Genomic DNA, 22,393 nt, shown 5'->3' on the forward strand with positions numbered 1-22,393 from the left:
ATAATCTAGAAAAGTAATTATAAATAATGGAAATATCTTCCTTTCAATCTTATTTAATAATTCTTTTTGTTGTATTGATAATAATTTCTATTTTTGTATTCAGACAATTTCTAAAAACAAGAAGTGAAGAATTAAATTTAGTAAAATTCGAGCAGAAAGGTTTAGATTCTCTCACTCAAGCCACAGAATTATATGAATTTGGGTCTATTCAGATAAAAAAAAGATTATATTCTGAAGCAACTAAAACTTTTTTAAAAGCAATTGAAAATTATGAAAATGAACCTGATGAAGCCAAAGCGATAATAAATAATGCTTTAGGATTTTCTTATGCTGCTCAAAATGAATTTAAGAAAGCAATTAAACACTATAAATCTGCAATAAAATCACTTCCAGAATATCCTATAGCCCTAAATAACCTCGCATCAGCACAACAGCGTTTACTTGAGTACGACTTGGCATATGAAACTTATCAAAAAGTTTTGGTGATAGATCCAAAAAACAAAACAGCAATTAAAAAAAGTAAGGAGTTAGAAAAAAGAAACAATTATGAACCTTATAAAGGTATTAAAGATAAGGGATTCTAAATATGGAAAATTATTCTTCTTTACTAATTGGTGGAAAACAATTTTCCAGTAGATTAATGGTTGGTACTGGCAAATACAAATCTACTCAAGATATGGTGGAAAGTTTGTCAAATTCTGACACGGAAATTATAACCGTCGCTGTTAGAAGAATTAAGAATGATCAGACCGGAGAAAATTTACTCGAAAAGATCAACTGGACAAAATACTGGATGCTTCCTAATACAGCTGGTTGTGTTAATTCCGATGAGGCAGTGAGAATAGCAATTTTGGGAAGAGAACTTGCAAAATTGTCTGGTCAAGAAGAAAATAATTTTGTGAAGCTAGAAGTTATTCCTGACAAAAAGTATTTGCTACCAGATCCAATAGAAACCATTAAAGCAGCCGAAATTTTAATAAAAAAGGGTTTTGCTGTACTTCCCTATATCAATGCAGATCCTATTCTTGCAAAAAGACTAGAAGAAATAGGTTGTGCAACTGTAATGCCATTGGGCTCGCCTATAGGCTCCGGCCAAGGTTTATTAAATCTATCAAATATAAGGATAATTATTGAAAATGCAAAAGTGCCAGTAATAATTGACGCAGGAATTGGGGTGCCTAGTGAAGCTTCTCAAGCTATGGAAATTGGAGCTGATGGTGTTTTAATCAATAGTGCAATAGCACAATCTGCAAATCCTCCTCTAATGGCTCAAGCGATAAATTATGGAGTAAAAGCTGGCAGGAAAGCTTTTCTGGCAGGAAGAATTAAAAAACAAGACTTTGCAGTAGCAAGTTCACCGGAAAAAAACATATCTATCTAATTATCTTCATTGAGCAAAGTTCTTAAAAGAGAATAAAAAGTTATTTTTTTATTTATCATATTAAGAAAGAAGATTTGAAACTATTTTCAATGTTTTTTCGCAAATTGGAAGCGCACTGTAGTAATTTAATAAATATATTATGAATCTATTAATTCTGGAGTTCTGAGTGAAAGTTATTGTTCTAGGTGGAGATGGTTTTTGCGGTTGGCCTTGTGCGGTGAATTTAGCAGAGCAAAATCATGATGTAATTATTGTAGACAATTTAAGTCGTAGAAAAATTGATATTGATCTAGAGGTAGAATCTTTAACTCCAATTGCTTCGATAACAGAACGGCTTTCTGCATGGGAAGAAATTGGAGGTAAGCCTATGAGATTTCTTAACATGGATATCTCTAAACAATATCAAAAATTACTCAATTTGCTCATTGATGAAAAGCCAGATTCTGTGATCCATTTTGCAGAACAAAGAGCAGCGCCTTACTCGATGAAATCTAGTTTTACCAAAAGATATACAGTTGATAATAATGTTAACGGCACCCACAACCTTCTTGCCGCAATAGTTGAGAGTAATTTAGATATTCATGTTGTACATTTAGGAACAATGGGAGTTTATGGATATGGATCACATAGAGGTGCAACAATTCCAGAAGGTTATCTAAAAGTTGAAGTGCCACAACCAGATGGAAGTCGCTTTGAAGAAGAAATATTACACCCTGCAAGTCCTGGTAGTGTTTACCATATGACTAAAACTTTAGATCAATTATTATTTCTTTACTACAACAAAAATGATCTTGTAAGGATTACTGATCTACATCAAGGTATCGTTTGGGGAACAAATACAGAGGCAACTTTAAAAGATCCTAGATTAACAAACCGATTTGACTACGACGGAGATTATGGAACTGTTCTAAACAGATTTCTAATGCAAGCTGCAATTGGATATCCATTAAGTGTTCATGGAACAGGAGGGCAAACAAGAGCCTTTATACACATAAAAGACTCTGTTAAATGTGTACAACTTGCTCTTGAAAATCCTCCAAAACCTGGAGAGAGAGTTAAAATCTTTAATCAAATGACTGAAAGTCATCAAGTTGGAGAACTAGCCAAAAAAGTTGCGTCTCTAACAGGTGCTGATATCAATTATTTGCCAAATCCTAGGAATGAAGCAGTAGAAAATGATCTGATTGTTGATAATAAATGCTTTATAGAATTAGGTTTAAACCCAACGACTCTGGATAATGGTTTATTAGAAGAAGTTGTTGAAGTTGCTAAAAAATACTCCAATAGATGTGATCTGAAACGCATACCTTGTGTTTCATCGTGGACTAAAAAACAAGCTGAGGCCATAAAAACTAATTAAAATTTCTGAAATAATTACCTTAAGAAAGTGAAAATTGCATTGTTTACTGAAACTTTTTTACCTAAAGTTGACGGCATAGTCACAAGACTGACTAAAACGATTGAATTTTTAATAAAAAATGGTGATGAAGTTATAATTTTTTGTCCCGAAGGGTGTCCAGAGTCATATATGGGCGCAACTGTAGTCGGAGTTGCTGCAATGCCATTACCCTTATACCCAGAGTTGAAGCTTGGTTTACCAGGTCCAGCAGTCTCAGATAAGTTAGAAAAATTTAACCCAGATTTGATACATGTTGTTAATCCAGCTGTACTAGGCTTAGGGGGCATATGGTTAGCGAAAACTAATAATATTCCTTTAATTGCAAGTTATCATACTCATCTTCCGAAATATCTAGAACATTACGGTATGGGTATGTTAGAGCCACTTTTGTGGGAATTACTTAAAGCAGCACATAATCAAGCCTTGTTAAATTTATGTACATCCACCGCTATGGTAAATGAGTTAAAAGATAAAGGTATTCAAAGGACTGCTCTATGGCAAAGAGGAGTAGATACTTACAGTTTCCGACCAGATTTGAGAAGTAAGAAAATGAGAAAAAAATTATTTGGGGAATATAACGACGCTAATTACTTATTGATTTATGTAGGAAGATTATCAGCAGAAAAACAAATTGAGAGAATCAAACCAGTATTAGAAAGTATCCCTAATGCTTGCCTAGCACTTGTAGGTGACGGACCATATAGAAACCAGCTTGAAAAAATCTTCGAAAATACCAAGACTAATTTCATAGGATATTTATCTGGTGATGAGCTTGCTAGCGCCTATGCGTCAGGAGATATATTTTTATTTCCATCAAGTACAGAAACACTTGGGTTAGTCTTATTAGAAGCTATGGCAGCAGGATGTCCAGTGATCGGAGCCAACAAGGGGGGGATTCCAGATATTATTAGCGATGGGGTTAATGGTTGTTTATATGATCCTGATGAAAAAGATAATGGGGAACAGAGTTTGATTGAAGCGACAAAAAAAATTCTAGAAAATGAAGATAAAAGAGAAGTTATGAGGAAAGAGGCACGAAGCGAAGCAGAAAAATGGGATTGGAATCAAGCAACGTTACAACTGCAAAATTATTATGCAGATACTCTCAAAGAAATAGATTAAACTAAATCTTAATTATGCTACGTGTGGAGGTGTAGGACTGCTATACGAACTTAAAGGAAGTATTAGAGTAGCAATGTTTTGATTCTTTTCAGGCCTTTTTTTCTTTGAGAATTTTTTACCAAAAGGCACTCTTATAACATTAGTTCCCTCAATGGAACAAATGTTTGAGTTATCTCCTGAAAAATTATTGACAAAATTTGGTAAGTCGACATTTTTAACTGGCAGGTGCTTAACATTACCAGATTTAAAATCTTTGGTCATAGCTTCAAATACCCCAAAAAATTTGATGCTTGAATATTTTAATAAAAAAATTTAAAAAAATTCTATAAGAAAATATTAAATTTTTATTCTCACTGATAATAACTAAGTAAATTCAAGGACGCTAGTCCTTTAAGCACATTTTTTTTCTTCGAAAGTCTCTCCTTGATTTATATTGCAAGAACAAATTAAATTGCGATCACCATATGCATTATTGATCCTAGAAACTGAAGACCAAAACTTAATAGATTTTGGACTTTTATAAGGAAAAGAAGCTTTTTCTTTGGAATAAGGATAATGCCAATTATCAGCAATTAACTCTTTCAGCGTATGAGGAGCGTTACTTATTACATTATTATTCTTTAATTCAATATTTTTTTCTATTTCGCTGATTTCTTCTCCAATCAATAGCATAGCCTCGCAAAATCTATCCAATTCAACCAAACTTTCACTTTCAGTAGGCTCTATCATTATGGTCTCAGGAACAGGCCAACTGATAGTTGGGGCATGAAAACTATAATCTATTAATCGTTTAGCTAAATCATTTACACTCAAACCAGTTTTGGATTTTAAATCTCTAAAATCTAAAATACATTCATGTGCGACAAAATTATTTTTTCCTTTATAAAGAATCTTGAATTTATGCTTTAAAGAATGCGCAATATAATTTGCAGATAAAATTGCATGCGCAGTTGCTTTCCTTAAACCACTAAGACCAGCCATTTTTATGTACATCCAACTTATTGGAAGAATACTTGCACTCCCATACTTGGCAGAAGATACGTAATTGGAACTATTAGATAAATTATTATCCATTAAGGAATGAGTAGGAAGAAATGGGCTTAAAGTTTCTGATGCAGCAACTGGACCTACTCCTGGACCACCACCTCCATGTGGAATACAGAATGTTTTATGTAAATTCAAATGACAAACATCAACACCATAATTCCCCGGTTTACATAATCCAACCTGTGCGTTCAAATTTGCTCCATCTAAATAGACAAATCCTCCAACAGAGTGAATTAAATCACATATCTTTCTGATTTGTAATTCAAACACTCCATGAGTAGAGGGATAAGTCAACATAAGAGCCCCTATTTGGTTATCAAATTTCTTGACCTTGATCGACAAATCTTGAAAATCAATATTTCCTTCGTCATCACATTCAACAGTTAACACATCAAAACCTGCCATAACTGCACTTGCTGGATTTGTTCCATGAGCACTTTTAGGAATTAAACATTTTTTTCTAAACAGTTCACCTTTTGATTCAAAATAAGAATTTATTGCCAATAGGCCTGCAAACTCTCCTTGAGAGCCAGCATTTGGTTGAAAAGAAACTGATTTTAAACCAACAATATCACTTATCCATTTTTCTAGGTCAGATATGATTTTTGAATAGCCTTTAGTTTGATCTGGTGGGGAAAAAGGATGAATAGAAGATAAATTAGCCCAAGAGACTGGATTTAACTCTGCTGAAGAATTTAACTTCATGGTACAGCTTCCCAATGGCATCATCCCATCTACCAAAGAAAAATCTTTTTCAGCAAGTCGGAATATATATCTCATTAATTCAGTTTCACTTTGGTAATTTGTAAATATATCTTGCTGCATCCATGCACTGGATCTCAAAGCTAAACTTTCAAGATGAAATACTTTATCGAATTTTATATGCTCTATATCTTCTTCTTTTTCTATAAGGTTTGCAATAAAAGTCAAAATATCTTTGATTTCTTTTTCATTACTAAGCTCATCTAAAGAGATCCCAAAGCCAGTTGAATTTTCAATAGTTGCTCCCAACGGCAAAATTCTTAAGTTATAGCCATTTTTTAAAGCTTCATTATGGATCCTGTGGGAATGCTCAGAATAAACATCAACGCTATCAAATCTAATCCCATCAGGAATATCAAAACCTAAAGCAGCTAAACTTGATTCTAAATTTATTCTCAACTCCACTAATCTCTTAGCAATTTGCGTTAATCCAGAGGGTCCATGATAAATAGCATAAAAAGAAGAAATTATTGCTAACAAAGATTGTGCAGTACAAATATTACTAGTGGCCTTTTCCCTTCTAATATGTTGCTCTCTTGTTTGCAATGCTAGTCTTAGAGACTTTTCTCCATTTTTAGATAGAGTTTGCCCAACAATTCTTCCAGGTATCAGCCTTTTATATTTTTCGCTACAAGCAAAATATGCTGCATGGGGGCCACCAAAACCCATTGGAACACCAAATCTTTGCATACTACCCACTGCCACATCGACACCAAATTCAGAAATTGGTTGAATCAAAACTTGTGCCAGTGGATCAATACATGCAGTAACAATGATTTCTGATCTATGTGCTTGGGAGATTAAGAATGTGGGATCATATAATTCCCCATTTTTACCAGGTAATTGCAACAACATTCCAAAAACATCATCGTGATTAGGAAGATTGCTTTGAGTAAAGCGTTTTAAGGATATTCCTAAAGGTTTTGCTCTGGTTTGTAGAACATTAAAAGTATGGTCAAAAACATTTGATTCCACTAAGTACACTTTTGAAGATTTATTTTTTCTTGCGGAAAAACTCATGGCCATAGCTTCTGCAGCAGCAGTACCCTCATCTAACAAAGATGCATTGGCGACAGGAAATCCTGTTAGTTCACAAACAATAGTCTGGAAATTAAATAGAGCTTCTAATCTTCCTTGTGCAATTTCTGCTTGATATGGAGTATAAGACGTGTACCACCTTGGATTTTCGAGAACATGTCTCTGGATTACTTTAGGCATGTGATTGTCAAAATAACCAAGGCCTATTAGAGATCTCATTTTAGTATTTTTATTCGCAATCTCTTCTAATTCATTTAAAGCCTCAATTTCTGAACAACCTTGGGGCAATATTTCTGAAGATTTATCTTTAAGCTGAATATCTTCAGGAATAACTTGATTTATAAATTGATCAATATTATTAAAACCAAGCTTGTTCAGCATAATTCTTTCATCATTATCTCCTAACCCAAGATGCCTATCTATAAACAAATCAGACCCAAATTTGGATGTCATATTAAAATATTTTTCTTTAAAATAGCTCTTTTTAAAAAATTTGCCTTATTTTGGTACAACCTTTGATTGATATTCCTCAGAAGTCATCAAATCAGCAATTGATGCTTTTGATTCTGGTTTCAAAATGACTAACCAACCCTCTCCAATCGGATCATTCTGTAAAAGCTCAGGGTTCTCAATAACACTTTCATTTACAGATACTATTTCCCCTGAAAAAGGAAGATAGACTTCCTCTACGGCCTTAACTGATTCTATTGTTCCAAAAGTCTCGCCTTTCTCTAAAGTCGCCCCTTCATCAGCTAATTCAACAAAAACAATATCTCCTAATTGATCTATAGCGAATTCACTAACTCCAATTTTTAGTAATCCATTTTCTTCCAAGACATATTCATGAGTATCAGCATAGTTGAGGTTGTCTGGAAACTTGTAAGACATGATTAAGTAGATAAAGGAAGTAGAGAATCCTTTGAAATTAATTTTTCCTCTAATAATTCAGATAATAATCGAATTAATGCAATTTTGATGTGAGCTATGTGAGAACCACCTTGAACAAAAATATTGTAAGGATCTCTTAAAGGGGCATCAGCAGAAAATTCACTTGTACTACCTTCAATAAATGTACCTCCTGCCATTAATAATTTTGAATCATATCCATCCATTGATGATGGAACAACATTCAGAAAAGAATCTACTGGTGAAGAATTTTGAAAAGATTGACAAACTTTTTGTACCAAATCAGGATTATTCAATCTTACTGACTGAATAAGATCAGATCTATAAGTTGCTGGCTCTGGTAAAACCTTATATCCCAAATTTTTAAAGACTGCTGCAACCATATCAGCACCTTTTAGTGATTCGTGAACAATTTGTGGTGCTAAAAACAAACCCTGCAAAATTAATCTTCCTAGTCCAAAATTTATTCCTGCAGAAGAACCAATGCCTGGTGAGGTTAATCTAGAACATGCCATCTCAACCAACTCTGCATCTCCTGCAACATAGCCACCAGTAGGAACGATTGTTCCTCCCAAATTTTTAATCAATGATCCAGCAATTATATTTGCCCCTTTAGAAATTGGTTCACTGTCTTCAACAAGCTCCCCATAACAGTTATCAACAAAACATATACAATTAGGATCAAGGGAATGAATAAGACTACAAATTTTCTCTATCTGATGATTCGTAAGAGACTTTCTCCAACTATATCCACAACTCTTTTGTATGAATACTAATTTGCATGAATTTTTTTCAAAAGAATGAACAATTTTTTCTTCAAAAGAATCAAAATTCTCGCAGATATTTATTTGCTTATATTCAATGTCAAAATCTTTAAGTGAGCCTTTTCCTCCTCCCCTAATTCCTATGACTTCTTCTAACGTATCATATGGTTGTCCTGTAAGAGATAACATTACATCTCCAGGTCGAAGAATTCCAAATAAGACAGAACTTATTGCATGCGTTCCACTTACAAATTGCATCCTCACAGCAGCCTTTTCTGCAAGAAACAATCTTGCAAAAACCGCATCAATTTTTTCTCTAGATATATCATCATGACCACTACCAGAAGATTGATTGAAATGACTACTAGAAACTTTTTCTTCTTTAAAAATTGTCAAAATATTTTCTAATTTCTGGAAAACCTGATTGGACCTTTCTTGGAAAACTTTACTTAAACTCTCTTCGACAGAAAGAACAGCGTTTTCAGCCAGTTTTAAGTTATTGTCAAGAGTCATTTATTATGAAAATTAATGTTATTTTTCAGAAGCTAGATTTCTTAATTCTGCGAGGAAAGCATTAGGTCCCCTACCCTGAAAATAAGAAAGTTTTTTTGAAGCTTCATATAAATCAAGAAGTTCTCCATCTAATTCTTCTGCCGTATAATCTCTAATTCCTGCAATTACCTCAGCAAAACGTTCTCTACGGGCAGATTTATTGACAGCATATGCTTCCATTACCTGCATTTTACATGATCTCCAAGCCTTATTCTGACAAAAATGCACTGAAAGAGCATCACTTAAAGCAGAAGCTTCTTCATCTTCTATGTACCAGTCAAAAGATGAAGGTAGAGGTTTTAATCCTGAAAATATCTCGAATAACTCCCCTGCCGACAATGGATTACCATAATCATTTTTTAAGGGTAATGCAGACTCTTCCAAAGATTTCCATAACTCTGGGTAATCGCTTTCAAAACGATCCCTTATTTTTTCAATACCTTGATCAAGAATCGTATTAACTTGAGCTAAAGCAAGAAATACTTCAGGACCTGGCGAAGATAACTTCCCATTCCTAAGATTAGAAATTTGCGAATTATGAACTTTACCTAAATCAAGAACTTCTGAAAGTAATGGCAATACTCTGTGAGACCAACCATTTCTTTCATGCCAAAGGTGTATCAAATGAGCCATAGCCCTTCGACCTCTAGATAATTTATCGCGATATCCGGGACTCACAGATAATTAAACTTATCAATAGTATAGTATGATAATATTACATATCGGTAATTTTGAAAATAGTATTTCAATATCATGAATTCATTAATTTTCCAAGAAACAGCAAAATTAAAAAAACCTGTTCCAGCTGAAAAAGTTATAGAACTCTCAGAAAAATTACTTGAACCTTCCAGTCATTCAAAAAAATATCCTCCAAGACTACATAAAACGTGGGGAACAATAGTTTTTATGGTTGCAATTCATATTCTTTCTCTTGTAGCTATACAACCAAAATTTTGGAGCCTCCCTGCAGTCACTTCATTATTATTTTTTTACTGGGTAACTGCTTGTTTAGGAGTCACCCTTGGATATCACAGATTGTTATCACACAGATCGTTCATTGTGCCAAGATGGTTAGAAAGATTTTTTGCTACCTGTGGAGCCATAAGTTGCCAGCATGGACCAATAGATTGGGTAGGTTTACATAGGCATCACCACTCTTTTTCAGATACTGAAGTAGATCACCACAATAGTAAAAAGGGGTTTTGGTGGAGTCATATGGGTTGGATGTTTAAAGACGTAGAAGCACTCAAAGCTGTTCCAAAACTTAGTGCAGATTTAATAAAGGATCCATACTATAGATTTTTAAATAAATATTTTTTATTCTTACAAATTCCTATTGGACTTTCATTGTACGCAATAGGTCAAAAATTAGGAGTTGGAGGATGGGCTCTAGTCCTTTGGGGAATTCCATTGAGGCTTGTGGTTGTTTATCATATAACTTGGCTAGTAAACTCCGCGACGCATTGTTGGGGTAAAGCACCATTTGAAAGTGGTGATTCATCTAAAAACAATGCATGGGTTGCTGCATTAACATTTGGAGAAGGTTGGCATAACAACCATCATGCATTTCCCAATTCAGCAAAACAAGGATTATTTAAAGGTCAGATAGACATAACATGGGAACATATTAAGATTCTTGCGAAATTTGGTTTAGCAAAAAAAGTAAAGTTACCCTCTAGGTCTTATTATTAACTATATTGTTCAATATTTTCATGGCTAAAAGAGTACAAGTCGCATTAACTGAATCAATCGCTTCACTAGGTAAAGAAGGAGATCTAGTTGATGTAGCACCAGGATACGCAAGAAATTTTCTATTACCTTATGGTAAGGCAATGAATGTCACACCAGCAGTCCTTAAACAAATTGAGAGGAAGAAAGAAAAAGAAAAAATCGCTGCTGATAAATTAAAGAAAGAAGCTTTAGATTTCCAAACTGCATTATCTACAATAGGTAGGTTCACTATCAAAAAACAGGTTGGAGAAGATGGTGTCCTTTTTGGAACTGTTACCAATGGGGATGTCGCCGAAGCGATAGAAGCGGCAACTAAAAAAGAAATTGATAGAAGAAACATTACTGTTCCTGATATTCATAATTTAGGTTCCTTTACTGCAAAAGTGAAATTACATCCAGAAGTAAATGCAGAAGTAAATATTGAAGTAACAAGTTAATAAATTTGTTGCATTATTTTGAAAAGTAGCCAGAGTATATATCTAAGCAATTAAAGATATGGTTTCCGTACCTTTTCCAAATAATGGGCAAAATAAAAATTTTAAAAAGGATTTTAATAGTGAAAACTCTGGATTAGTACCTCCTCAAAATGTTCAAGCTGAGGAAGCTGTTCTTGGGGGCATACTTCTTGATCCAGACGCAATCGGAAGAATTGCAGACTTAATTAAACCTGAAGCTTTTTATATAAATGCCCATCAAGAGATTTATAGAACAGCATTAATGTTGCATACCCAGGGTAAACCAACTGATTTAACGTCAATGAGTGCTTGGTTAGCAGATAATCGATCACTAGAAAAAATTGGAGGAAACAGCAAACTGGTAGAACTAGTTGAAAATGTTTCCTCTACAGCTTCCATAGAACAAGTTGCTAATTTAATTAACGACAAATTCATGAGAAGGCAACTTATCAGATCTGGTAATGAAGTAGTTCAACTAGGTTTTGATCAAACTCAAGATACTAATGAAGTTCTAGATAAAGCAGAGCAAAAAATATTTGAAATCAGCCAAGAAAAACCTTCAAAAGGCCTGACTCAAGCAGCTGAAATCCTTACAAGTACTTTCAATGAAATAGAGTCAAGATCATTAGGTACTTCAGTAGCTGGTATTCCAGTAAATTTCTACGACCTTGATGCGATGACTCAAGGTTTTCAAAGAAGTGATTTAATAATTGTTGCTGGAAGACCTTCAATGGGGAAAACTTCAATAGTTCTTAATCTGGCAAAAAATGTTGCACAATCGCAAGATTTACCTGTGTGTGTATTTAGCCTTGAAATGAGTAAAGAACAATTGACATATAGATTGCTCTCTATGGAAGTTGGAATCGAGAGTGGCAGGCTAAGAACAGGAAGATTACAGCAAGATGAATGGCCATTACTCGGAGAAGGTATCAATTCATTAGGTCAATTGCCAATATTTATAGATGACAAGCCTAACTTAAGTGTTTTAGAGATGAGATCTCTGTGCAGAAGATTAATAGCTGAACAAAAAAAAGAACTTGGATTAATTGTGATTGATTACCTCCAGTTGATGGAAGGATCAACCCCTGATAATAGAGTGCAAGAACTTTCACGAATAACAAGAGGTCTTAAAAGCATGGCCAGAGAATTAAAAGTACCAGTAGTAGCTTTATCTCAGCTTAGTAGAGGGGTTGAGTCTAGAACAAACAAAAGACCAATGTTAAGCGATTTAAGAGAATCAGGATCTATTGAACAAGACGCAGATTTAGTATTAATGATTTACAGAGACGAATACTATAATCCAGAGACTGAAGATAGAGGAATTACAGAAATCATTGTCACTAAACATAGAAATGGACCCGTAGGAACTGTTAAATTATTATTTGAACCTCAATTTACGAGATTTAGGAATTTAGCTAATTAAATCAATCCTAAAATGCAAGATCATCACTCAACAAATGAATCTTTTGATGTCATCGTTATTGGTGGAGGACATGCAGGATGCGAAGCTGCTATAACAACAGCAAAATTAGGATTTTCTACAGCCTTATTTACAATCAATTTAGATAGGATTGCGTGGCAACCTTGCAACCCTGCTGTTGGCGGCCCGGCAAAAAGTCAGTTGGTACATGAAGTTGATGCATTAGGTGGAATTATTGGTAAATTAGCTGATGAGACAGCTATACAAAAAAGAATATTAAATGCAAGTAGAGGTCCAGCTGTATGGGCATTAAGAGCTCAGACAGATAAAAGAGAATACTCAAAAAAGATGATTGAAATACTACAAAATACAGATAATTTATCATTAAAAGAAGCAATGATTACTGAACTAGATATCGGAAAAACTGAAGAAATTGGATTGAACTCAAAAAAAATCGTAAAAAAAAGAATAAAGGGTGTAAGGACTTTCTTTGGTAGTTATTATTCAGCAAGATCAGTTATCATTACAGCTGGTACGTTCTTAGAAGGAAGAATATGGATAGGAAATAAATCAATGTCAGCTGGTAGATCGGGCGAACAAGCAGCAAAAGGTCTTACTCAAAATTTACACGAAATTGGTATCAAAACAGAACGTTTAAAAACAGGAACTCCAGCAAGAGTTGATAAAAGAAGTATCATTTTTGATGAATTAGATATTCAACCAAGTACTGCAGCAGATAAATATTTTTCGTTTGATCCAGATATCAAAAATAATATGCCCCAAGTTAGTTGTCATATCACAAGAACAACTACCAAAACACATCAACTAATTCGAGACAATTTACATTTAACTCCGATTTACGGCGGTTTTATTGATAGTAAGGGGCCAAGATATTGTCCATCAATTGAAGATAAAATCGTTAAATTTGCTGATAAAGAATCACATCAAATTTTCTTAGAACCAGAAGGAATTAATACCCCTGAAATATATGTTCAAGGATTCTCTACAGGTTTACCTGAAAATATTCAATTAGAACTTCTAAGAACCTTACCTGGATTAAATGAATGTAAAATGTTGCGACCAGCTTATGCTGTCGAGTATGACTATATACCTGCAACACAACTCCAAACATCACTCGAAACGAAAGAAATTGAGTATTTATTTAGCGCTGGACAAATTAATGGAACTACTGGTTATGAAGAAGCAGCAGCTCAGGGATTAGTAGCCGGAGTCAATGCGACAAGAAAACTAAACAAAAAAGATCCAATCATCTTCACTAGAGAAAGCAGCTATATAGGAACAATGATCAATGATTTAATTACCAAAGATCTCAAAGAACCATATAGAGTTCTTACTAGTAGGAGTGAATACAGGTTGACCCTTAGAGGAGATAATGCAGATAGGCGATTGACCCCATTAGGTTATGAAATAGGGCTAATTAATGAGAAAAGATGGTCGGTCTATCAAGAAAAAATAAAACTCCTTGAAAAAGAGAAATTAAGATTAAAAAACACTCGTTTAAAAAACACGGATGAAATATCAAAAAAACTAGAATTAGCCACTGGATCAAAAATCAAAGGCTCAACAACTTTGAAAGAACTCTTAAAAAGACCAAACTTTCATTATTCAGATTTAATTAAATATAATTTGACTGAAAAAAATATAGCTTCTTCAATACAAGAAGGTGTCGAAATAGATATTAAATACGAGGGTTATCTTAAAAGACAAAAAAACAACATTGAACAAATAAATCGTCAAAGCTGTAAATCTCTGCCTCAAGAAATAAATTATGAAAAGATAGATACATTATCTTTAGAAGCTAGAGAAAATTTGAATAAGATAAAGCCAAAAAATTTTGGTGATGCTTCAAAAATTCCTGGGGTTAGCAAAGCTGATTTAACTGCTTTACTTGTTTGGCTAAAAATAAGAGAGATAAAAAAAGATAAGGCAAATATTTTTGCTGAAAAAAAGTTATCATCTTAAAAGCACTCCGTAAGAGCACTGATTAATAAACTTTTTAACTCTCCAAAAATTTTATGGGAAGAAAAAGCCTCTAATTTTTTAGTGAAGAATTCACTACCAAAAATATCTGGTCCATGGAAATTAATGCTGCTTGGGGATGGAAGTCCAACTAGACACCTGCAGCTTTTAACTAATCAAGAGACAAAAATTAAATTAATTTCAATGCAATTAGATCCTCTATCAACTCAAGAAGGGCCTACAGAATTGAATCAGTTAAATGGCCCTTTAATTAGAAGACAAGTATGGATCAAAAGCAATAATAAAAACCTTGCATGGGCAGAAAGTTGGTGGAATGCAGATCAAGTGAGTGAAAATTTAAAAGCCAAGGAAGAGCCAATTTGGAAGAATTTGACACAAGACAGATCGGAATTATTTAGAGAAGTTGATCGTATTTCACTTGTCAATGCAAAATGGTTAGAAGATCAATTTTGCTTTAAAGGACCATTCTGGTCAAGAAATTACAGATTTTTTCGAGACAAAAAACCCTTAACTATTATAAGGGAAGTTTTCAATCCAAATTTAGAAACTTTACTGGGTTATTCAGGAATTAAAGAATTTACCAAACTATACTCTTCTTCTTCTTGATCTAGGAAGATTTCTTGATTTTGATTGAACTTGTTGGATTGATTGATCTCTCGAAGTATTATTCTCATTTTCTGAAGATCTTTGCCATCTTTCAACTTTGAAATCCATTTCATCTGGCCAATCTTCGTCCTTACTCTCTTTCACATAAGGTAATTTTTTTTGCTCAGTTGTCTGTAAATTTTTTGGTTGCCTTAAAGATATTGCTTCTAAAGGTCTTTTTGAATGCTGTGTAGTAGATTCATAAGAATTTGATTCTCTGGAAAATGTCTTAATATCGCTTTGATCATCGTAAAAATTCTCATCATCATTTTCTTCATCAAAAAATAAATCCACTTTTTCAGATACCCATCTTCCTACTTTTTTAACACTCTTACTTGTTATTCCTTGAAAATCTGAGTTCCTTCTTTTACCTGGCCTAGCACCAGATACTCCATCAACGAATTGTCTTCCAGTTTCAAAAATTTTATCAACTTGTTTATCAACAATATTTCTATCAAAACTATTTCTAAGATTTCTAATTCTCCTTGAATCCATAAATTATTGTTCTTTTTAAAATATAAATTACATTAAAAAAATCAATAATTCCAAAGATAGAAACAAAAACACATCTAATTATTTCTAATCAAACAAAATTAAACACTTTTTATTCCATGCTCCATTAAAGAAATTTACACAACATTTTTTACAGGCTATATTCTTTATTCTTTTTCTATAAAAAAATTTCTCACCACAGTGTTGACAAGTTCCTATATATTTTAATTCTCTCCTTTCTATAGGAAATGAGTGCCTTACAGCAATTTGAAAATTCTTCTCTTTTGAATTAATTTCATGCATCTTTTGTAGGAAATTTGGACCATGTATCTCATTTTTCTTTAATATCCTATCTACCCATGCATGAATCATTTCATGACATAAAGTGCTATTTATTTCACTAGTGGATAATTTACTCAAGATAGGTTTCGATAAGATAATTTCAGAATCTATAAAACCATTAATACGTTTTCTTTTATAAAAACCAGCAGTAGTTTTTAATCTATTATCACTCCATCTAACTTTTACTAAAGGGTGATTATTAACCGTTAAAGAATTTTCAAAATATTGGCTATTAAATCTATGAAATAAAGGTAAAAGAGGAATTACAGGCATTATGGATTAAAATTAGTATTATTTTGACAAAAAAAGCCATCAAAAACGATTTCTTTTCTTAAAGTAATAGAAAACTCAAATTAACATGGATGCAACACTAGTTAAAGATATCGGAATTAAAGCATTATTAGTTGGCGGTGCTGTACTAGTTTCTTTTTGGACTTTTAATGCAGTCAAATTAGTTATAAGCGCCAGAGGAATTAATCCATTAGTAAGAAAGTTTTTCGATCAAATAGCTGCTGGTAGAATTGATGCAGCTTATGGTTTGACTACAAAAACTTATAAAACTCATGTAAAACGACAAGACTTTCTTAAATTTCTAGCTAGTTTAAACCTTAATAAATACAGAAATTTAAAATCAGGAAGACCTAGAGTCCAAGAAGATCAAATCATAATAACTTTAAATTTAAAATCAGAAGACAAACAAGATGAGCTCCCATTAGATTTTACTTTTGCAAAAACTGACAATGATTGGAAAATAGACAGAATAGCTAAAGTGAATTAATAATTTTTTGTGAGGCAAAAAGAATTGTTTAAAGAAGAAATAATACATCAATTAGAATTACACCCAAGTAGATTAGATAAAGAAAAAATTATCTCAGAAGCAATGAAAGAAGGTCTAGATGATTTTTTTGAAGGTATACGTATGGCACTTGATCCATTAGTAACTTTTGGTGTAAAAATTGTCCCTGAGAAAGAGACTGAAAAAAGTCAAAATTTTTTATGGGAAGATTTTAGAAAATTAGCCAATAAGCTTATTCAAAGAGAACTTACTGGTCACGCTGCACGCGATGCGATTCTTACGGCTATGGAATCTGCAACAAAAGAAGAGTGGAATGGATTTTATAGACGAGTTTTAATTAAAGATCTTAGATGTGGTGTATCTGAAAAAACAATCAACAAGATAGCAAAGAAATTTCCCAAATATGCTATTCCTATTTTTTCTTGTCCTTTAGCTCATGACAGTGCAAATCATGAAAAAAAAATGATAGGAAAAAAGCAAATTGAAATCAAATTAGATGGTGTACGCGTCTTAACTATTATTAGACAAAATAAAGTAGAAATGTTTTCTCGTAATGGGAAACAATTCCATAATTTTGGTCATATTATCTCAGAAATAGAAATCGCCTTAAAAGAAGACCCAGCACCTTATGACTTAGTACTCGATGGTGAAGTGATGAGCGCTAACTTTCAAGATTTAATGAAACAGGTACATAGAAAAGATGGTAAACAAACCAAAGACGCAGTTCTCCACCTATTTGACTTATGTCCCCTTGAAAACTTTCAAAAAGGGAAATGGAACATTAGTCAAACGAAAAGAAGTTTATTAGTAAAAGAATGGGTAGCAAAACATTCTATGCTTCTAAAACATATACAAACACTTGAATGGGAAAATGTAGATCTCGACACTATTGAAGGACAAAAAAGATTTGTAGAGCTGAATAAATCTGCTGTGGAAGGTGGGTATGAAGGAGTAATGATTAAAGATCCTGATGCTATCTATGAATGTAAAAGAACACACAGTTGGTTAAAAGCAAAACCTTTCATTGAAGTCACTTTAAAAGTTGTATCGGTTGAAGAAGGTACAGGTCGCAACAAAGGGAGACTGGGAGCAATCCTAGTAGAAGGAGAAGATGATGGGTATGAATACAGTCTTAGTTGCGGAAGCGGATTTAGTGATATCCAACGTGAAGAATATTGGTCAAAACGTAATCATCTCGTTGGTCAACTTGTAGAAATCAGAGCTGATGCAAAAACCAAGTCAAAGGATGCGGTGGCTTTTAGTCTGAGGTTTCCTCGATTTAAATGCTTTAGAGGATTTAAAGATGGAGATAAAATTTAAATTTTAAAAAAATATTCAACAAAGTAGTCAAAGAAAAATTTGGTTTTTAAATAAAAAAAAAATCTTGGCTATAAAATATAAGAATAATTATCAGGACTTTTTGAGAGACTTATGACGAAGAAAACAGTTTTCAACTTTATAAAAAAACCTTGTGGACAGGCAAAATATATCGAATTAGAAGCCAACAAAACTTTACTAGGTAAATTAAGGCTTTTGTGGTTTATCTTAATTGCGTCAATTAGAGATTGGAATATTAAAGAGTAAATTCTTAAGATTTTTCAAAATATTCTCTGGAGTATTTAGATGAGAAATATACAACTAAAAAAGTTGAAATAATTCCAATGCTAGTAATATATAAATTATTTGGTGATTGCACATTTTTTAACTCCTGAATACTTTTTGCCAAACTACCTATTGAGCAATAAAGAAAAGTTCCTGGAATTATTCCAAGAAGACCAAGAGCGAAATCTCTAAATTTAACATTATTCAAACCATAAAAATAATTAAGAATACTGAAGGGAAATATCGGAGATAATCTCGCTAAAAAAATTAATTTAAGTCCGCCTTTTTCTACTACTTTTTCCATGACACTTAATTTTGGATAACGGCTAAAAAGATTTTTTAGCTTTTTTGCAAAAAAACTTTTTGATACAAAAAAAGCAACTGATGCTCCTATGGAAGCGGAAATGAAAACGATAATTGATCCTAAGTATGAGCCATATAAAAAACCTGATAATAGAGATAACCAAGAAGCTGGAAGTATTAATAAAACAATTAAAATATAAATGCAAACAAACGAAAAGATCCCAAAACCAGTATTAAAAAAAAAAGACAAATTATAAATATTTTCAAGAAATATATTCATTCTCAATTCAAAAGTTCGAGTTTTTTTGTAATACTTTCCTTTTGTACCGAACCTTCATTTAATTTTAATCTGCATTCGTCAACAATATCTTTTGGAGCCTTATCAACGAAATTTTTATTAGATAATCTCTTATTTAAATTTTCTAATTCAATAGTCACCTTTTTTAAATCCTTGGTTAACCTTTCCTTTAATGCATCTATATTTACAAAATCCTGAAAAGGTAAGTAAACCTCTAAATCACTAATTATCCCGGAAAAAGATTTAGCAAACTCTTTTTTATCAACAGCATTAGTTTTAAAAATAAATACTTCAGAAGATTTAGTTAAGGTTTGAATATCATCAACTAAAGTTTTTAAAAAATCAATCAATTCATCATTGTCTGAAATTAAATATACAGGACCTTTTTCTGATGGCTTAAGACCTAATTCAGCTCTCAAATTTCTAATCAGCCTAATAATTTCAAAGAGTTGCTGAAAAGAATTATCAAGCTTATTATCAACAAATTTATTTTCGTGAATTGGCCATTTTTGAAGAGATAATAATGCATTATCTGGTTTTAGTTGCAGCACATGCCAAAGTTCCTCAGTAATATGCGGCATAAAAGGATGAATCATTACCAAAATATCACTGAGCACTTTTATTAAAACTTTTTCAGATATTTGTCTATTTTTAGTCTCTTTATTATTAAACCTTTGTTTAGCAAATTCTACATACCAGTCACAAAAATCATTCCATGAAAATTCATATAGAAGTTTCGCAGATTCTCCCAATTTATATTCTTTCAACAAAGCAGCGACTTTTATATTTAACTGATTCAATTTCGATAAAATCCACTTATCACATAACTCTAAAGAAGTTTCATCACTCTCATTAAGCGAATAGTTATTATTAGAAGTTTTATTAATTAACACAAATTTAGTTGCATTCCATAATTTATTCGCAAAATTTCTTGAAGCTTCAACAGTTGAAGACGTATCTTTTTTCCTATCAAAATCAAGCCGTATATCTTGTCCAGCGCCTGCAACTTCTCGAATCAAAGCAAATCGTAGAGCATCAGAACCATATTTATCAATTAATAGTATTGGATCAATACCATTACCTGAACTTTTACTCATTTTTTTATTGTTTTCATCTCGAACTAGACCATGAATATAAACATCCTTAAAAGGAATATTATTTGTAAAAGTATTCCCCATCATTGTCATTCTTGCAACCCAGAAGAAAATAATATCGAAACCAGTAACAAGAACACTATTTGGATACCATTTTTTAAAATCCGGATCATTTATATTTGGCCAGCCAAGGGTTGAGAAAGGCCATAAACCACTTGAAAACCATGTATCCAAAACATCTTTATCACGAACCAATTTAATATTTAATCCAAATTTTTTATTAGCTTCGATTAAGGCATCCTCTGCATTTCTTGCAACGATATATGGAGTATTTTGTTCTATTGAGTCTTGAGATTCATCAAGAACATACCAGGCTGGTATTTGGTGCCCCCACCACAATTGCCGACTGATACACCAATCATTAATATTCTCTAACCAATCCTTATATACTTTCTCCCAGCGTGGAGGAATAAACGATGGTTTTTTAGAATCAATTTCATTAAGACATCCTTGTGATATTTCATCCATTTTCAAAAACCATTGTGTTGACAATAAAGGTTCAATTGGCACCTTACCTCTATCAGAAAAAGGAACAGTATGTTTATAATCCTCTATCTTTGTCAAAAGGCCTAAGTTATCCAATTCTTTGATAATTTTCTTTCTAGCCTCATATCTATCTAAATTTTGAAAAATACCTGCATTAATATTTAAAGTTCCATCTTTATTCATTACATTAATCTGTTTTAAATTATGCCTTTTTCCTATTGCAAAATCATTTGGATCATGGGCCGGAGTAACCTTCACACAACCAGTACCAAAATCTTTATCAACATGTGAATCAGCGATAATAGGTATTTCTCTATCAACGAAAGGGACTTTTACTTTGACACCAATAAATTCTTTATATCTATCATCATCAGGATTAACTGCCACAGCAGTATCACCCAAAAGAGTTTCTGGTCTTGTTGTTGCAACTTCTAAGTACTTATCTAACTGTTCACCACTTTCAGAAATTAAAGGGTATTTAAAATGCCATAAATGACCATTTACTTCTTGCATTTCAACTTCAAGATCACTTACGGCAGATTGAGATTCAGGGCACCAATTAACCAAATATTCGCCTCTATAAATTAAATTCTTTTTATAGAGAATATTAAAAGCCTCAATAACTGCTTCATTTAATTTTTGATCAAGAGTAAATCTTTCTCTAGTCCAGTCAACTGAATATCCTATCCTTTTTAATTGAGAAACTATTCTTCCACCGCTTTGTTCTTTCCAGTTCCATGCTCTTTTAAGAAATTCATCTCTTCCAATATCCTCGCTTGTTTTGCCTTCACTTTTTAATTGTTTTTCGAGAATAGTTTGAACAGCTATTGAAGCATGATCAGTTCCTGGTAAACACAAAACATTCTTACCTAAAAGTCTTTGGAAACGTACTACAACATCTATCAAAGCCGTATTAAATGCATGCCCCATATGCAAAGATCCAGTAACATTTGGTGGAGGAATAACAACACAAAAAGGCTCCCCATCATCCTCGGGGTTAGGACTAAACGCCTTGAGACTTTCCCATTTTTCTTGCCACTTTTTCTCTACTTCAAAAGGTGAATAATTCTCTAAAAATAATTGATCATTCATCTCTGTCATGTGCAAATTTTATTTCAATAAACTTTTTGTTTATTTTATCTTGAGAGCAACCAATTAATGAAAATAATATTAGTTTGCAAAAAAAGACACACCCATTCTACAAAAGTTTGAAGCCAGAACCACAGGAGCAACGTTTTGCATTTTTTGGTGTTGAAATAAGAAATCCACCTCCGCTCAAATCACCGTAATAATCTAATTTTAAATCTTTCAGTAAATTAAACTTTTTTACATCCGCGTATAAAGTTACTCCTTCAGTTCTTGAAATAGGTGATCCATTACATGTACCTGGCCTTAATTTAATATGCATCCATCCTTCGGAACAATTTTTATCCTTTACCAAATCAATCGACATTTCTCCAGGAGAACCTCCAAAAGAAGCTTGCCTAGATAGTTCTGAAGCAGCGCTTTGACTGATTGAAAGATTGACGATCTCAGTCATTAGAAAAATAATAAATGGGCGATCCAGGGTTCGAACCAGGGACATCCTGCTTGTAAGGCAGGCGCTCTACCGCTGAGCTAATCGCCCTCATAATAGATCATTCTAATAGATGAAGTTGAAAAATTTATACTAAGTATTTAAATATTTCATGATTGAG

The 22,393-nt window shown here is 32.9% G+C and carries 22 protein-coding genes and 1 tRNA gene; 12 read left to right on the forward strand and 11 right to left on the reverse strand.

Annotated features, from left to right (window positions below):
* The first annotated feature begins 26 nt into the window (after positions 1 to 26).
* From HA152_RS09660 to HA152_RS09675, 4 genes are all read left to right on the forward strand, one after another.
* Complete coding sequence (locus HA152_RS09660; RefSeq protein ID WP_025945506.1) at positions 27 to 584, forward strand: tetratricopeptide repeat protein; 558 nt, start codon at positions 27 to 29, stop codon at positions 582 to 584.
* A gap of 2 nt (positions 585 to 586) precedes the next feature.
* Entirely contained in the window at positions 587 to 1,381 is a 795-nt protein-coding gene (locus HA152_RS09665; RefSeq protein ID WP_209135787.1) for a thiazole synthase, read from the forward strand.
* 166 nt (positions 1,382 to 1,547) lie between these two features.
* Positions 1,548 to 2,741: an NAD-dependent epimerase/dehydratase family protein gene (locus HA152_RS09670; RefSeq protein ID WP_209135788.1), complete on the forward strand. Its 1,194-nt coding sequence runs from the start codon at positions 1,548 to 1,550 to the stop codon at positions 2,739 to 2,741.
* A gap of 27 nt (positions 2,742 to 2,768) precedes the next feature.
* Positions 2,769 to 3,902: a glycosyltransferase family 4 protein gene (locus HA152_RS09675; protein ID WP_209135789.1), complete on the forward strand. Its 1,134-nt coding sequence runs from the start codon at positions 2,769 to 2,771 to the stop codon at positions 3,900 to 3,902.
* A gap of 12 nt (positions 3,903 to 3,914) precedes the next feature.
* On the opposite strand, the gene HA152_RS09680 is transcribed toward HA152_RS09675, so the two are convergent.
* The 5 genes from HA152_RS09680 to HA152_RS09700 form a co-directional block, all read right to left on the reverse strand.
* Positions 3,915 to 4,163: a hypothetical protein gene (locus HA152_RS09680; RefSeq protein WP_209135790.1), complete on the reverse strand. Its 249-nt coding sequence runs from the start codon at positions 4,161 to 4,163 to the stop codon at positions 3,915 to 3,917.
* A gap of 129 nt (positions 4,164 to 4,292) precedes the next feature.
* Positions 4,293 to 7,202: an aminomethyl-transferring glycine dehydrogenase gene (gcvP, locus tag HA152_RS09685; RefSeq protein ID WP_209135791.1), complete on the reverse strand. Its 2,910-nt coding sequence runs from the start codon at positions 7,200 to 7,202 to the stop codon at positions 4,293 to 4,295.
* Positions 7,203 to 7,247: 45 nt separating this feature from the next.
* Positions 7,248 to 7,637: a glycine cleavage system protein GcvH gene (gene gcvH / locus HA152_RS09690; RefSeq protein ID WP_011819279.1), complete on the reverse strand. Its 390-nt coding sequence runs from the start codon at positions 7,635 to 7,637 to the stop codon at positions 7,248 to 7,250.
* A 2-nt stretch (positions 7,638 to 7,639) separates the two neighbouring features.
* Entirely contained in the window at positions 7,640 to 8,932 is a 1,293-nt protein-coding gene (locus tag HA152_RS09695) for an aminotransferase class I/II-fold pyridoxal phosphate-dependent enzyme (RefSeq protein ID WP_209135792.1), read from the reverse strand.
* An 18-nt stretch (positions 8,933 to 8,950) separates the two neighbouring features.
* On the reverse strand, positions 8,951 to 9,649 hold the full coding sequence (locus HA152_RS09700; RefSeq protein WP_209135793.1) for a hypothetical protein: 699 nt from the start codon (positions 9,647 to 9,649) through the stop codon (positions 8,951 to 8,953).
* 75 nt (positions 9,650 to 9,724) lie between these two features.
* Here HA152_RS09700 and HA152_RS09705 point away from each other — a divergent pair, with 75 nt between their 5' ends.
* The 5 genes from HA152_RS09705 to HA152_RS09725 are packed head-to-tail and all read left to right on the forward strand — an operon-like array spanning position 9,725 to position 15,184.
* Positions 9,725 to 10,663, forward strand: a complete 939-nt coding sequence (locus HA152_RS09705; RefSeq protein ID WP_209135794.1) for an acyl-CoA desaturase — start codon at positions 9,725 to 9,727, stop codon at positions 10,661 to 10,663.
* Positions 10,664 to 10,683: 20 nt separating this feature from the next.
* Positions 10,684 to 11,139: a 50S ribosomal protein L9 gene (rplI, locus tag HA152_RS09710; protein ID WP_209135795.1), complete on the forward strand. Its 456-nt coding sequence runs from the start codon at positions 10,684 to 10,686 to the stop codon at positions 11,137 to 11,139.
* 58 nt (positions 11,140 to 11,197) lie between these two features.
* Positions 11,198 to 12,580 carry a replicative DNA helicase gene (dnaB, locus tag HA152_RS09715; protein ID WP_209135796.1) on the forward strand — a complete coding sequence of 461 codons (1,383 nt, stop codon included), beginning with the start codon at positions 11,198 to 11,200 and terminating at the stop codon, positions 12,578 to 12,580.
* Positions 12,581 to 12,592: 12 nt separating this feature from the next.
* A complete protein-coding gene (mnmG, locus tag HA152_RS09720) occupies positions 12,593 to 14,560 on the forward strand; it encodes a tRNA uridine-5-carboxymethylaminomethyl(34) synthesis enzyme MnmG (protein WP_209135797.1) in 1,968 nt (655 codons plus the stop codon).
* A gap of 48 nt (positions 14,561 to 14,608) precedes the next feature.
* Complete coding sequence (locus tag HA152_RS09725) at positions 14,609 to 15,184, forward strand: chorismate lyase (RefSeq protein WP_209135852.1); 576 nt, start codon at positions 14,609 to 14,611, stop codon at positions 15,182 to 15,184.
* Here the strand turns inward: HA152_RS09725 and HA152_RS09730 are convergent.
* Together HA152_RS09730 and HA152_RS09735 are read right to left on the reverse strand one after the other, a co-directional pair.
* Entirely contained in the window at positions 15,164 to 15,718 is a 555-nt protein-coding gene (locus tag HA152_RS09730; protein ID WP_209135798.1) for an RNA helicase, read from the reverse strand. The genes HA152_RS09725 and HA152_RS09730 overlap by 21 nt on opposite strands.
* An 84-nt stretch (positions 15,719 to 15,802) precedes the next feature.
* Positions 15,803 to 16,330, reverse strand: a complete 528-nt coding sequence (locus tag HA152_RS09735; RefSeq protein ID WP_209135799.1) for a SprT family zinc-dependent metalloprotease — start codon at positions 16,328 to 16,330, stop codon at positions 15,803 to 15,805.
* Between the two features lie 85 nt (positions 16,331 to 16,415).
* Between HA152_RS09735 and HA152_RS09740 the strand changes: the two genes are divergently transcribed.
* From HA152_RS09740 to HA152_RS09750, 3 genes are all read left to right on the forward strand, one after another.
* Positions 16,416 to 16,835 carry a hypothetical protein gene (locus HA152_RS09740; RefSeq protein WP_011819289.1) on the forward strand — a complete coding sequence of 140 codons (420 nt, stop codon included), beginning with the start codon at positions 16,416 to 16,418 and terminating at the stop codon, positions 16,833 to 16,835.
* Between the two features lie 24 nt (positions 16,836 to 16,859).
* A complete protein-coding gene (locus tag HA152_RS09745) occupies positions 16,860 to 18,173 on the forward strand; it encodes an ATP-dependent DNA ligase (RefSeq protein ID WP_209135853.1) in 1,314 nt (437 codons plus the stop codon).
* A gap of 111 nt (positions 18,174 to 18,284) precedes the next feature.
* Positions 18,285 to 18,437, forward strand: coding sequence for a hypothetical protein (locus HA152_RS09750; protein ID WP_209135800.1), 153 nt, complete (start codon positions 18,285 to 18,287; stop codon positions 18,435 to 18,437).
* Between the two features lie 4 nt (positions 18,438 to 18,441).
* On the opposite strand, the gene HA152_RS09755 is transcribed toward HA152_RS09750, so the two are convergent.
* The 4 genes from HA152_RS09755 to HA152_RS09770 form a co-directional block, all read right to left on the reverse strand.
* On the reverse strand, positions 18,442 to 19,038 hold the full coding sequence (locus HA152_RS09755; RefSeq protein ID WP_209135801.1) for a TVP38/TMEM64 family protein: 597 nt from the start codon (positions 19,036 to 19,038) through the stop codon (positions 18,442 to 18,444).
* Positions 19,039 to 19,040: 2 nt separating this feature from the next.
* Complete coding sequence (locus tag HA152_RS09760) at positions 19,041 to 21,797, reverse strand: valine--tRNA ligase (protein ID WP_209135802.1); 2,757 nt, start codon at positions 21,795 to 21,797, stop codon at positions 19,041 to 19,043.
* A 97-nt stretch (positions 21,798 to 21,894) separates the two neighbouring features.
* Positions 21,895 to 22,281: an AIR synthase gene (locus HA152_RS09765; RefSeq protein ID WP_209135803.1), complete on the reverse strand. Its 387-nt coding sequence runs from the start codon at positions 22,279 to 22,281 to the stop codon at positions 21,895 to 21,897.
* Positions 22,252 to 22,323: transfer RNA gene (locus HA152_RS09770), tRNA-Val, on the reverse strand. Before HA152_RS09770 ends, HA152_RS09765 begins: the two co-directional genes overlap by 30 nt.
* Positions 22,324 to 22,393 lie beyond the last annotated feature (70 nt).

This window comes from Prochlorococcus marinus XMU1412 (genome assembly GCF_017696315.1).
Lineage (GTDB): Bacteria > Cyanobacteriota > Cyanobacteriia > PCC-6307 > Cyanobiaceae > Prochlorococcus_A > Prochlorococcus_A marinus_AF.

Excerpts from the sequence above, each read along its gene's own strand:
- HA152_RS09665 (WP_209135787.1), top strand. The coding sequence starts at position 587 with ATGGAAAATTATTCTTCTTTACTAATTGGTGGAAAACAATTTTCCAGT.
- HA152_RS09680 (WP_209135790.1), bottom strand. The coding sequence starts at position 4,163 with ATGACCAAAGATTTTAAATCTGGTAATGTTAAGCACCTGCCAGTTAAA.
- HA152_RS09660 (WP_025945506.1), top strand. The coding sequence starts at position 27 with ATGGAAATATCTTCCTTTCAATCTTATTTAATAATTCTTTTTGTTGTA.
- HA152_RS09730 (WP_209135798.1), bottom strand. The coding sequence starts at position 15,718 with ATGGATTCAAGGAGAATTAGAAATCTTAGAAATAGTTTTGATAGAAAT.
- gcvH (WP_011819279.1), bottom strand. The coding sequence starts at position 7,637 with ATGTCTTACAAGTTTCCAGACAACCTCAACTATGCTGATACTCATGAA.
- gcvP (WP_209135791.1), bottom strand. The coding sequence starts at position 7,202 with ATGACATCCAAATTTGGGTCTGATTTGTTTATAGATAGGCATCTTGGG.
- HA152_RS09750 (WP_209135800.1), top strand. The coding sequence starts at position 18,285 with ATGACGAAGAAAACAGTTTTCAACTTTATAAAAAAACCTTGTGGACAG.
- HA152_RS09705 (WP_209135794.1), top strand. The coding sequence starts at position 9,725 with ATGAATTCATTAATTTTCCAAGAAACAGCAAAATTAAAAAAACCTGTT.
- mnmG (WP_209135797.1), top strand. The coding sequence starts at position 12,593 with ATGCAAGATCATCACTCAACAAATGAATCTTTTGATGTCATCGTTATT.
- dnaB (WP_209135796.1), top strand. The coding sequence starts at position 11,198 with ATGGTTTCCGTACCTTTTCCAAATAATGGGCAAAATAAAAATTTTAAA.
- rplI (WP_209135795.1), top strand. The coding sequence starts at position 10,684 with ATGGCTAAAAGAGTACAAGTCGCATTAACTGAATCAATCGCTTCACTA.
- HA152_RS09755 (WP_209135801.1), bottom strand. The coding sequence starts at position 19,038 with ATGAATATATTTCTTGAAAATATTTATAATTTGTCTTTTTTTTTTAAT.
- HA152_RS09735 (WP_209135799.1), bottom strand. The coding sequence starts at position 16,330 with ATGCCTGTAATTCCTCTTTTACCTTTATTTCATAGATTTAATAGCCAA.
- HA152_RS09695 (WP_209135792.1), bottom strand. The coding sequence starts at position 8,932 with ATGACTCTTGACAATAACTTAAAACTGGCTGAAAACGCTGTTCTTTCT.
- HA152_RS09760 (WP_209135802.1), bottom strand. The coding sequence starts at position 21,797 with ATGACAGAGATGAATGATCAATTATTTTTAGAGAATTATTCACCTTTT.
- HA152_RS09740 (WP_011819289.1), top strand. The coding sequence starts at position 16,416 with ATGGATGCAACACTAGTTAAAGATATCGGAATTAAAGCATTATTAGTT.
- HA152_RS09765 (WP_209135803.1), bottom strand. The coding sequence starts at position 22,281 with ATGTCCCTGGTTCGAACCCTGGATCGCCCATTTATTATTTTTCTAATG.